At 33.4% G+C, this 12,565-nt stretch carries 12 protein-coding genes; 5 read left to right on the top strand and 7 right to left on the bottom strand.

Features of this window, described 5'->3' with window-relative positions:
- Nucleotide 1: 1 nt before the first annotated feature.
- The 5 genes from ACNG5D_RS12290 to mraZ form a co-directional block, all read right to left on the bottom strand.
- Complete coding sequence (locus tag ACNG5D_RS12290) at nucleotides 2-1,465, bottom strand: UDP-N-acetylmuramoyl-L-alanyl-D-glutamate--2,6-diaminopimelate ligase (protein WP_418183821.1); 1,464 nt, start codon at nucleotides 1,463-1,465, stop codon at nucleotides 2-4.
- On the bottom strand, nucleotides 1,462-3,423 hold the full coding sequence (locus ACNG5D_RS12285; protein ID WP_418184073.1) for a penicillin-binding protein: 1,962 nt from the start codon (nucleotides 3,421-3,423) through the stop codon (nucleotides 1,462-1,464). Before ACNG5D_RS12285 ends, ACNG5D_RS12290 begins: the two co-directional genes overlap by 4 nt.
- Before the next feature lie 64 nt (nucleotides 3,424-3,487).
- Nucleotides 3,488-3,805 carry an FtsL-like putative cell division protein gene (locus tag ACNG5D_RS12280; protein ID WP_418183820.1) on the bottom strand — a complete coding sequence of 106 codons (318 nt, stop codon included), beginning with the start codon at nucleotides 3,803-3,805 and terminating at the stop codon, nucleotides 3,488-3,490.
- A complete protein-coding gene (rsmH, locus tag ACNG5D_RS12275) occupies nucleotides 3,806-4,702 on the bottom strand; it encodes a 16S rRNA (cytosine(1402)-N(4))-methyltransferase RsmH (RefSeq protein ID WP_418183819.1) in 897 nt (298 codons plus the stop codon).
- Nucleotides 4,689-5,159: a division/cell wall cluster transcriptional repressor MraZ gene (gene mraZ / locus ACNG5D_RS12270; protein WP_418183818.1), complete on the bottom strand. Its 471-nt coding sequence runs from the start codon at nucleotides 5,157-5,159 to the stop codon at nucleotides 4,689-4,691. Before mraZ ends, rsmH begins: the two co-directional genes overlap by 14 nt.
- Nucleotides 5,160-5,487: 328 nt before the next feature.
- Here mraZ and ACNG5D_RS12265 point away from each other — a divergent pair, with 328 nt between their 5' ends.
- Nucleotides 5,488-6,252 carry an alpha/beta fold hydrolase gene (locus tag ACNG5D_RS12265; RefSeq protein ID WP_418184072.1) on the top strand — a complete coding sequence of 255 codons (765 nt, stop codon included), beginning with the start codon at nucleotides 5,488-5,490 and terminating at the stop codon, nucleotides 6,250-6,252.
- A 49-nt stretch (nucleotides 6,253-6,301) separates the two neighbouring features.
- On the top strand, nucleotides 6,302-6,913 hold the full coding sequence (gene yihA / locus ACNG5D_RS12260) for a ribosome biogenesis GTP-binding protein YihA/YsxC (RefSeq protein ID WP_418183817.1): 612 nt from the start codon (nucleotides 6,302-6,304) through the stop codon (nucleotides 6,911-6,913).
- Between the two features lie 37 nt (nucleotides 6,914-6,950).
- Here yihA and ACNG5D_RS12255 read toward each other — a convergent pair whose 3' ends face one another.
- Both ACNG5D_RS12255 and ACNG5D_RS12250 read right to left on the bottom strand, forming a co-directional pair.
- Nucleotides 6,951-8,045, bottom strand: coding sequence for an ABC transporter permease (locus ACNG5D_RS12255; RefSeq protein WP_418183816.1), 1,095 nt, complete (start codon nucleotides 8,043-8,045; stop codon nucleotides 6,951-6,953).
- 18 nt (nucleotides 8,046-8,063) lie between these two features.
- Entirely contained in the window at nucleotides 8,064-10,199 is a 2,136-nt protein-coding gene (locus ACNG5D_RS12250; RefSeq protein WP_418184071.1) for a carboxy terminal-processing peptidase, read from the bottom strand.
- Between the two features lie 176 nt (nucleotides 10,200-10,375).
- Here ACNG5D_RS12250 and surE point away from each other — a divergent pair, with 176 nt between their 5' ends.
- The 3 genes from surE to lpxB are packed head-to-tail and all read left to right on the top strand — an operon-like array spanning nucleotide 10,376 to nucleotide 12,565.
- Nucleotides 10,376-11,146, top strand: a complete 771-nt coding sequence (gene surE, locus ACNG5D_RS12245) for a 5'/3'-nucleotidase SurE (RefSeq protein WP_418183815.1) — start codon at nucleotides 10,376-10,378, stop codon at nucleotides 11,144-11,146.
- A gap of 24 nt (nucleotides 11,147-11,170) precedes the next feature.
- Nucleotides 11,171-11,452 (top strand): hypothetical protein, encoded by a 282-nt coding sequence (locus ACNG5D_RS12240; RefSeq protein ID WP_418183814.1) that lies wholly within the window; start codon nucleotides 11,171-11,173, stop codon nucleotides 11,450-11,452.
- Nucleotides 11,453-12,565: a lipid-A-disaccharide synthase gene (gene lpxB / locus ACNG5D_RS12235; RefSeq protein WP_418183813.1), complete on the top strand. Its 1,113-nt coding sequence runs from the start codon at nucleotides 11,453-11,455 to the stop codon at nucleotides 12,563-12,565.

Here is a 12,565-nt window from a genome sequence, read left to right as displayed (position 1 = left end):
ATTATTTCTGTAATTGTTTTAAAAATTCTTTTACTATTTTAAGATCGTCAAAATCGAAACGCTCGCCTTTAATTTCCTGATAAGTCTCATGCCCTTTACCTGCTATTAAAATAATATCGTTAGGTTGCGCCATTTGACAAGCTGTTTTTATAGCTTGCTTTCTATCCTCAATAGTTAATGTTTTTTTGAAATTTTGCGGTTCTACTCCGGCTTCAATTTCACTTAAAATAGCATTAGGGTTTTCACTTCGAGGATTATCACTAGTAAAAATTACTTTTGTACTTAATACCGAAGCAATATGCCCCATTTTAGGACGCTTTGTTTTATCTCTATCGCCACCACAACCAACAACCGTAATTAACTCTTCATTTTTGGTGCGAATACTATTAATAGTTTCTAATACATTTTTTAATGCGTCTGGTGTATGCGCATAATCTACAATAGCTGTTATTTTATCATTTGAAACAATGTATTGAAACCTACCACTTACACTTTCTAAATTGCTTATTAAACGTAGTATTTCAACCTTTTCTAACCCTAACAATTCGGCTGCAGCATAAATAGCCAAAACATTATAAGCATTAAAATTCCCTATAAGTTTTGTCCAAACCTCGTTCTCGTTAACTTTTAACAACAAACCACCAAACTGATTTTCTAAAATTTGAGTTTTATAGTTAGCATACTGTTTAAGCGCATAGGTATATTTTTTAGCTTGAGTATTTTGCAGCATTATTAAACCATTCTTATCATCTGCATTTACAAGCGCAAAAGCTTGCTTAGACAACTCATCAAAAAATTTCTTTTTTACATCTCTATACTCTGCAAATGAATTATGATAATCTAAATGATCATGAGATAGATTTGTAAAAATCCCACCTTCAAAATGCAATCCTTCGGTTCTATATTGATGAATTCCATGCGAGCTTACCTCCATAAAGCAAAACTCTACTCCTTCATCATTCATTTGGCTTAAATACCTATTAATTGTTAGCGAATCTGGTGTAGTATGCGTGGCTTTATACGCTTTCTCATCAACCATAATTTTTACAGTAGACAATAACCCCACTTTATACCCAGCTTTTTTAAACAACTGATAAAGTAAACTTGTTACTGTTGTTTTTCCATTAGTTCCTGTAACTCCTACCAAACGCAAGTTTGCCGATGGGTTGCCGTAAAAATTTGAAGCTATAACAGCTAAGGCTTTATTAGAATTATCGACCTCTATATATGTTACTCCATCTATTAATTTAGACGGCAAACTCTCGCAAACAACACTTACTGCTCCATTTTTAATAGCCGCATCAATATACTCATGCCCATCTGTAAGCAGCCCTCTAATAGCAACAAACAAATGGTTTTTTTCAATCTTTCTTGAGTCAAAATTAACAGCACACACTTTTAAGCTTGTACTCCCAACAACCGCATTTAATGTAGCTTTATACAATATGTCTTTTAACTCCATCATGATGCTTTTAACACAATTTTTTGATTATTCTTCAGTTTTGTATTTTTACTTACAGATTGTGCTTTAACAATACCGTTTCCTTCTAACTTCACCTTAATATCTACCTGCATATTCTCTAAAAGCACCACAGCATCCATTGCCGGCATACCAACCAAGTTTGGCATAATGGTTTTATAAGTTTGTGCTGTTTTATAAAACCTTTCATACTCTTTATTAACAGCTGTTACATTAACTCTTAAAGACTCTACTTCGTCTATTAATGGTGTATCTGTATATATTTTTTGAGCCACTTTTTTAAATACAGGCCCAGAAACATCGGCCCCATAATAGCCAATACCTTTCTCTGGTTCGTGTATAACAACAATACAAGAATACTTAGGGTTTTCTGCCGGGAAATACCCCGCAAAAGACGAAATATAATTTAGTTTTTCCTTATCCCTATAGTCCTTTTGGCAGGTTCCTGTTTTACCAGCCATAGAGAAATTTTTTGAATACAAGCGATGCCCTGTACCATGCTCTTTTTCTACCACGTTTTTAAGTAAATCCTGCAGCTTTAATATGGTTTCTTTTGAACAGACTTGATTATTAATAACCTCTTTTTCAAAAGGCTCGATTACCTTATCAAACTCTTTTACCTCTCGTAAAAACCTTGGTTTTACCATTACCCCATCATTAGCAACAGCATTATAAAACGTTAAGGTTTGAAGCGGTGTAAATGAAACACCATAACCATAAGCCATCCATTGCAATGCTATACCACTCCAACGTCCATTCTTTACTCTTGGGTCTGGTATAATAGGTTTAGGCTCTCCTATTAACGGAAGATTTAAACTATCTTGAAGATTCATATCATACAACCTATCTACAAATTTTTCAGGTTGTTTTCTATATGCTTGATCAATTACTTTCACAATCCCTGTATTTGAAGAAACTTCAAACGCCTTAGAAACTGTTATTTTCCCGTAACCTCCATGCTTAGAGTCTCGTACTTTTTTTCCGTAAAAACTTAAAACTCCTTTTTCGGTATCAACAACATCACTTGTATCAATAACTTTATCTTCAAAAGCAGCAGCAAGCGCCATAAGTTTAAATGTAGAACCCGACTCATGACTTTCTCCAACCGCATAATTTAATCGTTCGTAATAGTGCCCGTTTTTATTTCTTCCTAAATTAGAAATAGCTCGTATTTCACCTGTTTTAGTTTCCATAACCACAACACAACCATGATCTGCTTTATATTTTTCTAGTTGAGCCAACAATGCATGGTGCGCTATATCTTGTATATTCACATCAATTGTAGTATATACATCGTACCCATCTTTAGGCTCAATTTCATTAGCATCGCTCAAAGGTTTCCATTGCCCTTTACCTATTTGTTGTTTTTTTCGCTGCCCATCAACACCTCGTAAATATTTTATCCCGAATGCCCCATCTATACCAGGCCTTGTAACATTACCTTTATCATCAATACGCTCGTAACCAATAGTTCTTTGCGCTATACCACCCATTGGATGTTCTCGTTTTGTAGTTTGTTCGACAATTAAACCACCTTTAAAAGCACCTAATTTTAGCAGCGGAAAATTTCTTAGGCGTATATAATCTGAATAACTAATATTTCTAGCCAATAAATAATACCTATTTTTATTTGCACGAGCGCGCCTAATAGCTTTTTCTAATTTATTAGAAGATTTACCTGTATATTTTGAAAGCGAATCGCAAAAAGGTTTTACATACTTTTCAAATGTTTTAGGCTTTGGAGTTAAAGCATCAAAACGAATATCGTACTTAGGAATAGATGTAGCCAACAAATTACCATTCACAGAATACACATTACCTCTATTTGCTGGAATTACAACATTTTTAACAACACGCTCGGTTGCTTTAGCCCTATACACATCGCCTTGCAGAAACTGAATACTTAATAATTTAAACACCACAGCAAGGCCGAAGATGAACATACATCCAGCTATAAAATACAAACGGTTCAATATGTTTTTCTCTTTTACTGCCAAGGCTACTTTTTCAATTTTGCGATTTAACTTTTATTTTTTTTGGCGGAATAACAGAAGGCGCCAACCCCTTATCTTTCATTATATTTACCACATTCGACTCCATTTTAAGCCTCATAAGTTTGGAGCGTCCATCTACAAAGGCCGACCGCATTTCTTTAACTTCGTTTTTTAACCTTGCAATCTCGTACACCTTTTTATCTGCACTATGCGAGCTTGCAATCATTATTATAGCAAGACCAGATATAAACAGGATTAAACGCCAATTCCTAAACGAGTCATCACTAACCAGAAATGTGCCTTTTAATATGTTATAGATGTTTTTTTTCACTTACAATTTTTCTGCAACTCGAAGCTTTGCACTTCTTGCTCTATTATTTATTTTAATTTCTTCTGCTGTTGGCACTATAAGCCCATTAACTTTTTTAAGAGGCACTTCAAAATTTCCAAACATATCGCGTTCGGGCTCTCCTTCAAACAAACCATTTCTTATAAACCTTTTTACCAACCTATCTTCAAGAGAGTGATATGAAATAAAACTTAATCTTCCCCCAACCCTTAAAACCTCTGGCGTTTGCAACAAAAACTCTTTTAAAACCTCAATTTCCTGATTCACCTCTATCCTAATCGCTTGATAAATTTGTGCCAACACCTTATTTTCATGGCGCGGCGGCAAAAACTTCCTTAGCACCGTTTTTAGCTGCCCACTAGTAACTATTGGTTCGTTTTTTCTAAACTCGACAATTAGCCTTGCCATTGCTGGTGCTGCTCGCAACTCGCCATATTGCAAGAAAACCTGCTTCAATTGCTCTTCCTCATAATCGTTAACCACATGAAAGGCAGACAACTCACTATCTTGATTCATGCGCATATCCAAATCGGCCTCAAAACGCGTAGAAAAACCACGCTCGGCTACATCAAATTGATGTGACGACACTCCAAAATCAGCCAAAACACCATCAACTTGCTTCACCCCATGAAACCTCAAAAAGCGCTTTATATACCTAAAATTTTCATGAATTAGCGTAAACCTATCATCATCAATTGTATTTTCAAGAGCATCAGCATCTTGATCGAAAGCAAAAAGCCTTCCGCCACTTCCAAGCCTACTAAGAATCTCTTTACTATGCCCGCCACCACCAAAGGTAACATCCACATAAATGCCATCTGGGTTTATATTTAAACCATCAACCGTTTCTTTTAAAAGTACAGGGTTATGATATTCCATGCTCATCGTCATCTTGTCCCATCACCTCTTCAGCTAAATCTGCAAAATCAATAGCTGCATCATCAATGGCTTGTTCATATAAATCTTTATCCCAAATCTCAATAATATTAATAGCCGAAGCCACTACTATATTTTTTGATATGTCTGCAAAAACGGTTAAATCTTTAGGTATTAACAACCTTCCATTCACATCAACCTCAACCATTTTTGCCCCTGCTGTAAACCTTCTAATAAAATCGTTATTCTTTTTTTTAAACTTATTTAACTTATTCATTTTCTGCATTACCGCTTGCCATTCGGCCATTGGGTAAAGCTCTAAACACTTTTGAAATACAGAACGACGAATCACAAAACCATCCTGCAAAATTGCAGAAAGTTGTTTTTTGATTGCAGCAGGCATCATTAATCTGCCTTTTGCATCAACTTTACAATCGTATGTGCCTGTAATTAAATCCAAAGCGGTTTATCTGACTTTTAAACGTTTAAGTTTCAAATATATTGAAAAATATCCCACTTTATACCACTTAATACCACTTTGTTAATAAATTTTCGTTTAAATTAGTTTTTAATCCGATTTAAAATTTTCTAACCCCGAATTACAAAGAGCTTAACCAACATTTAGTTTTATTTTTTCAGAATTATTTATATTGTTAATATATTCTATTTGTCTTTCAACAAAAAAACTACTTGAAGAATAAATGTTTCTACTTGATAAAAATTATTATGATGGAAATATGAATGAAATAACTATATTTGTTTTTATTGAATGAATGACTAACCGATTGATGACGCATCGCTTAAAAAAAGAAAAAAACTACAGCTATATAGAAGCAGGAGAAGGCACCCCTATAATTGTGCTTCACGGCTTAATGGGAGGATTAAGTAACTTTGATGCTGTAACTGATTATTTTAGCAATAAAGGATACAAGGTACTTATACCCGAGCTACCTATTTACAGCATGTCTTTAATAAAAACCAATGTTAAACATTTTGCAAAATACTTAAACGACTTTATTAGTTTTAAAGGCTACAAAGAGGTTATTTTACTAGGAAACTCATTGGGAGGGCACATAGGATTATACCACACCAAACTTTATCCAGAAACAGTAAAAGCTTTAATAATTACAGGTAGTTCTGGCTTGTACGAAAATGCCATGGGCGGCGGTTACACAAAACGTAGCGATTACGAAGTTATAAAAAAGAAAGCTCAAGATGTTTTTTACGATCCCGCAGTTGCTACCAAAGAGATTGTTGATGAAGTATACGAAACTGTTAACGACCGAAATAAACTTGTAAAAACTTTAGCAATAGCAAAAAGCGCTATAAGACATAATATGGCTAAAGATTTACCGCATTTTACAACTCCAACTTGCATTATTTGGGGTAAAAATGATAGTGTAACACCTCCAGAAGTTGCCGAAGAATTTAATGAATTACTACCAAACTCTGAATTGTTTTGGATTGACAAATGCGGACACGCTGCTATGATGGAACACCCCGAAGAGTTTAACTCTATCCTTGATAATTGGTTACAAAAAAAAGGACTTTAATTTATTAATAAGATTCCCGTATTCATGGGAATGAAAAACATTCATTATCATGAAAATAAAATCGGCCGAATTTGTAGTTAGCAACTCTGATGTTGAAAAATGCCCCAAAAGCAGGTTACCAGAATATGCCTTTATAGGAAGAAGTAACGTTGGAAAATCATCGTTAATAAACATGCTAACCAGCAGAAAAAGCTTAGCTAAAACCTCGGGTAGACCAGGAAAAACCCAACTTATTAATCATTTTTTAATTAACAAAAACTGGCACTTAGTAGATTTACCTGGCTATGGTTACGCTAGAGTTTCTAAAAGCGCAAAAAAAGTATTTCAAAAATTTATTACACAATATTTTGCTTTGCGCGAACAACTAGTTACCGCTTTTGTTTTGGTTGATGTTAGGCACAAACCACAGCCTATAGATTTAGAATTTATGCAATGGCTAGGCGAAAACGGCATTCCTTTTTCTATTGTTTTTACTAAGGCCGATAAATTAAAACCTCAAGCCATTGATAACCATGTTAATGATTACAAAAATATACTTCTAGAAACTTGGGAAGAGATGCCTAATTACTTTATTACATCATCATCGAAAAACATAGGTAAAGAAGAGGTTTTAGAATATATTGATGGTCTAAATTGTAATATGGAGCTGGATATAAATTAAAATATGTTTTAACTAAAGCTTAAAACACATCTACCTTTTATCTTTTTACATCCAACGCATCTCTTAACGCATTACCAATAAGCATAAAAGCCATAACTAGACTCATAATACAAAACCCAGGTATAATGGCTAAATATGGTTTTCCTAAAATTATATAATTGTAATGATCTTTAATCATAGCACCCCAACTTGCCATAGGCGGTTGCGCTCCTATTCCTAAAAAACTTAAACCGCTTTCTATTAGTATAGCTGCTGCAAAGTTTGCTGCCGAAATTACAATAACTGGCGCCATTATATTTGGTAAAATATGCTTAGTTATAATTCTAAAATCATTAAACCCTAGTGCTCTTGCGGCGGTTACATACTGCATTTCTTTAACACTTATTATTTGCCCACGAACAACTCTAGCTACCTCAACCCACATGGTTAAACCAACCGCTATAAATACTTGCCAAAAACCTTTTCCTAGTGCTAATGTTATTGCAATAACTAATAATAATGTAGGGATTGACCAAGTTACATTTATAATCCACATAATTACCGCATCTACTTTCCCTCCATAATAACCTGCTAAACTCCCCATAAACACACCTATTAGTAAAGAAATAATTACTGCTACAAAACCAATAAAAAATGAGATTCTGGCACCAACTAAAACTCGACTTAATAAATCGCGACCATATTTATCTGTTCCAAAAAGAAAGCTTTTTTCTTTTATATAATCTTGTACTGCATGATCTGGAAATCTAGAAAGGTTAATTGTTTTTTCTGAGCCTTCTAGCCCATCGGCTGCATATTCCTTATATGTTAAAATATTATTATTTATTTGATATTGTGAAATAGGAATTTCAGAATTAGTGTTTTTCCTTCCAAAAAAAAGTTTATTAAACCCGCTTTGTTGCGTTTTAATTTCTGAAGGTATAGTTAGCATTAACACTTTAAACCCTGGTTTTTCTGAGTGGATAGCTAAATGCATTTGATTTGCATATTGCGAATTATCTGGTGCAAAAGCATAAGCAAACACAGAAATAATTCCTACTAAAACAATAAAACAAAAACTGAAAACGCCCCAAAAGTTTTTTTTAAACTTTTGGAGCGCTAACTGTTTTAATGAGTTTGACTTATAATACATTAAATACCCTTTATGGTTTTATTTTTGTACTGTGGCCATCTTTTTAATTGGGTAAGCTGTCTTTAAATCTTCTAATACATTTAATGCTTCCTCTATATAAACATCTTTACTTAAACTAGCATGCCAGCGTTTGCGCTTTTCTTTTAAATCGGTAGTATCTTGCTCCATAAGTGCTTTTTCATAGCTATGCGACTTAAAAGTTAAATTTGTATTGTAATCGGAAATAGCTTTAAATTTACCAGCTTCTAGCTCGCTTGCTTCTAATTGATTTTTATACGTTTTATAATTTAAGGAGTATAAGGTTTCGTCTATTTTACTTTTAACCCATTTAGCGTTTTCTTCAATTAATTTTAATTGTTCGTTATTACTCATGCGGTTTTTACTTTTTTTAACCGTAGCATCATAATCAAAATAATACTCCCAAGGCGTGTATTCGGCTGCATCAATTTCATCATAAGGCAATGGATTATCTTTATCCTTTTCTCCTACATCAATAAAACTGAAACGTCCTGGCACATTTACATCGCTCTTAACACCTTCTAACTGAACCGAACCTCCATTAATTCTGTAATATTTTTGTCTGGTAAGCGCTAGAGCTCCAAAATCTCCGCTAGTATTATTTCTTAACCAGCTATTTAAATCGATAACACTTTGAACGGTTCCTTTTCCGTATGTTTGCTTACCTCCAATAATAATAGCTCGTTTATAATCTTGCATAGCCGCCGCCATTATTTCTGATGCCGAAGCCGATATTTCGTTTACCAAAATAACCAATGGACCATCCCAGGTAATAGACTTATCTCTATCTTTTAAAACTTCTTTAGGCTGGTTTGTAGAGCGTACTTGTACTATAGGGCCGTCTTTAATAAATAGCCCAGCCATATCGACAACTGCAGGTAAAGATCCTCCTCCATTATTACGTAAATCGAGTACCAAACCTTCTATTCCGTCTTCTTTTAAACGCTCAATTTCATGTTTTACATCTTTTGCTGCATTTACATTTTTGTAATCTTGAAAATCGACATAAAAAGCTGGCAAATTTATTACACCAAATGTTTTTCCATCTTTTTCGACTACAGAAGATTTTGCGTAGGTTTCTACCAACTCTACAACATCTCTAACAATTTCTATATCTTTTACTGTACCGTCTACCTTTTTTACGGTTAAGGTTACCTTTGTACCTTTTGGGCCTTTTATATATTTTATAGCATCGTTAATTCGCATGCCTACTATATTTACAGGAAACTCCTCGTCTTCTTGTTTTACTTTTAAAATAATATCTTCAACCTCTAACTCATTACTTCTCCAAGCTGGTCCACCAGAAATTAGCTCTACTATTTTAATATAATCCATTCGCTTTTGTAGCCTTGCACCTATTCCTTCTAATTTACCAGACATTCTTTGGTCGAAATCTTCTTTTCCTTTAGGCGCTAGGTAATATGTATGCGGGTCGAACTCTTCAACTATGGTATTAACATAAATAGCAAACCAATCTTCTCTTTTTTGATCATCAATATAATCTTCAAAATATATATCTATAGATTTTAATGTAGCCTCGCGCGCTTCTTTCTCTATTTGCGTCTCAGATTTTAAAACATATTCCGGATTTTTTTCTTTATTTCTTTTTTCTTCTTCTTTAATATCATCGTAGTTTGATAGTGTAGAGAATTTTAATTGTTTTCTCCATCTATCTTTCATTTCTTTTTTGGTTTTAACAAAATTATTATTTTCATAATTTGTTTCAAACTCTTCATTAATAGTATAATCAAAAGGTTTAGACAGAACTTCCTTATAGATTGCTTTAGCCTCTTCAATACGTTTTAGCATTCGTTCGTTTACTACATTAAAAAAAGTAATGTCGGCAATTTTAAGTTGGTCGTCAATAGTTAATTTAAATTTTTCAAAATCCTTATAATCAGACTCGTAAAAATATCGTTTTACTGGATCTACAACTTCTATATAATCTACAAATAATTCTTCAGAAAACGCATCGTCTAACGTTAAAGGATCAAAATGTCCTTGCTCTAAAACAAATGTTATTATTTGAATTAGTAATTTATCTTTATCTGGATTACTAAATTTTTTTGAGGTAAAACTACAAGAAGCAAAAGCTAGTAGTAGTAATAAGGATAGTATTTTATAATTCCTTTTCATAATATTCTTCATAAGTTTATCTTTTTTGCTTCTGGAAAGCACAGCATATTTTTCACTAAAATAAAGAAAAAACCATGCCAATTCCTTGAATTGCTACTAATTTTTTGTTAAAGCAAAGAAATTGGGTGTTTACTAATGAAATTATGTATTTTAGCGATGAATATTATTAATTCTTAATGAACAAAAAGCCACTTATACTTGTTACTAATGATGATGGCATAAACGCCCCTGGCATTAGAGCTTTAATTTCTGTTATGAATACCATTGGCGATGTTGTGGTAGTTGCTCCAGACAGCCCTCAAAGTGGTATGGGGCATGCCATAACCTTAAACTCTACTTTATACTCTAAAGAAGTGCATTTTAATGACGGCCCCCAAAAAGAATTTAGCTGTTCTGGCACACCTGCAGATTGCGTAAAACTTGCCATAAGAGAACTTACAAATAAAACACCAGACCTTTGTGTGTCTGGTATTAACCATGGCTCTAACGCATCGATAAACGTTATTTACTCTGGAACTATGAGCGCTGCTATCGAGGCTGGTATTGAAGGTATTCCCGCTATAGGATTCTCTCTATTAGATTATAGTTGGGATGCTAATTTTGAAGCCTCTAAACCTTATATAAAAACTATTACACAACAAGTTTTAAAACAAGGATTACCAAATGGTGTTGTTTTAAACGTTAATATCCCTAATGTTTTAAAAGAAGATATTAAAGGTATTAAAATTTGCAGACAAGCGAAAGCCAATTGGGTTGAAGCGTTTGACAAACGAAAAACTCCGCAAGGCCAAGATTATTATTGGCTTACTGGTAATTTTGTTAATTTAGATGGCGGAGAAGATACCGATGAATGGGCACTTGAAAATGGGTACATATCTATTGTACCTTCGCAGTTCGATTTAACAGCACATTATTTTATAAAAGATTTAAATAGTTGGAATTTATAATTACCTAACCGTAAAATAACATAAATGAGAAAAGATATTTTTATTGGCATGTTTGTTGGCTTATTAGCCAATGCTATAGGCTTATTTTTAGCTGCCAATTTATTAGGTAAAGGAGACGATTTTACCCAAGTAATTAAAGCCGCCGCTAACGAAGGTTTTCTAGGTAAACTAATTAGTTTAGGTGCTATATTAAACCTTATTGCCTTTTTTATTTTTATAAAAAAAAGACAAGATTACCGCGCCAGAGGCGTTTTGTTAATTACTGTATTTATTGCCGTTTTTACATTTGTTTTTAAACTCTTCTAAATGAAGTATTATATTATTGCAGGAGAAGCTTCGGGCGATTTACATGGTTCTAACCTTATGAAAGCATTGCTAAAAGAAGATGAAAATGCTAATATTAGGTTTTGGGGAGGCGACCTTATGTCTGCCGTTGGAGGCACTTTAGTAAAACACTATAAAGAACGTGCTTTTATGGGGTTTATTGAAGTTATAATGAACCTTAACAAAATTTTCAAAGATATTGCTTACTGTAAAAACGATATTTCAAATTTTAATCCTGATGTTGTTGTTTTTATAGATAATTCTGGTTTTAATTTACGTATTGCCAAATGGGCAAAACAACAAAAGTTTAAAACGAGCTACTACATCTCCCCACAAGTTTGGGCATCTAGAGCTAGTCGTGTAAAAGCCATAAAACGCGATATAGATAATATGTATGTTATATTACCTTTTGTAAAACCTTTTTACAAAAAACATAATTACAACGTAACTTTTGTTGGTCACCCCTTAATTGATGCTATAGCCAATCGCGAACAAGTAGACGAATTTAAATTTAGAGAAAACAACCAATTAGGAAAAAAACCTATTATTGCTTTATTACCAGGTAGCCGAAAACAAGAAATTACAAAAATGCTTACCGTAATGCTAAGTTTAGCAGACAATTACCCCAATTACCAATTTGTAATTGCCGGAGCTCCAAGCCAAGACTACAGCTTTTATGAGCCATTTATTAAGTCTACCTCTGTTAAATTTATTGCAAATAAAACTTACGATTTGTTAAGCATCTCTACTGCTGCACTAGTAACTTCTGGCACGGCAACATTAGAAACCGCATTATTTAAAGTACCACAAGTTGTTTGCTACAAAGGCAGCAATATCTCGTATCAAATAGCCAAACGAATTATAACTTTAAAATTTATTTCGTTAGTAAATTTAGTTATGGACAAAGAAGTGGTTACAGAGCTTATTCAAAACGAATTTAACAAAAAGCGTTTAAAAAAAGAATTAGACAACATTTTAGACAGTAAAAACAGAGAAAAGTTGTTTTTAGAGTATTTCGAATTAGAAAAAAAACTAGGAGGCAAAGGCGCAAGCCAGAATACAGCTAAGTTAATTTACAAGTCTATTAAACCTTAA

It is taken from the genome of Algibacter ulvanivorans (genome assembly GCF_048381495.1).
In the GTDB taxonomy this organism is placed as follows: domain Bacteria; phylum Bacteroidota; class Bacteroidia; order Flavobacteriales; family Flavobacteriaceae; genus Algibacter_B; species Algibacter_B ulvanivorans.
This window is presented reverse-complemented; position numbering and strand designations above follow the sequence as displayed.

Coding starts and splice junctions, on each gene's coding strand:
- ACNG5D_RS12290 (WP_418183821.1), bottom strand. CDS start 1,465: ATGATGGAGTTAAAAGACATATTGTATAAAGCTACATTAAATGCGGTT.
- ACNG5D_RS12285 (WP_418184073.1), bottom strand. CDS start 3,423: ATGTTCATCTTCGGCCTTGCTGTGGTGTTTAAATTATTAAGTATTCAG.
- rsmH (WP_418183819.1), bottom strand. CDS start 4,702: ATGGAATATCATAACCCTGTACTTTTAAAAGAAACGGTTGATGGTTTA.
- ACNG5D_RS12265 (WP_418184072.1), top strand. CDS start 5,488: ATGACGCATCGCTTAAAAAAAGAAAAAAACTACAGCTATATAGAAGCA.
- yihA (WP_418183817.1), top strand. CDS start 6,302: ATGAAAATAAAATCGGCCGAATTTGTAGTTAGCAACTCTGATGTTGAA.
- ACNG5D_RS12255 (WP_418183816.1), bottom strand. CDS start 8,045: ATGTATTATAAGTCAAACTCATTAAAACAGTTAGCGCTCCAAAAGTTT.
- ACNG5D_RS12250 (WP_418184071.1), bottom strand. CDS start 10,199: ATGAAAAGGAATTATAAAATACTATCCTTATTACTACTACTAGCTTTT.
- surE (WP_418183815.1), top strand. CDS start 10,376: ATGAACAAAAAGCCACTTATACTTGTTACTAATGATGATGGCATAAAC.
- ACNG5D_RS12240 (WP_418183814.1), top strand. CDS start 11,171: ATGAGAAAAGATATTTTTATTGGCATGTTTGTTGGCTTATTAGCCAAT.
- lpxB (WP_418183813.1), top strand. CDS start 11,453: ATGAAGTATTATATTATTGCAGGAGAAGCTTCGGGCGATTTACATGGT.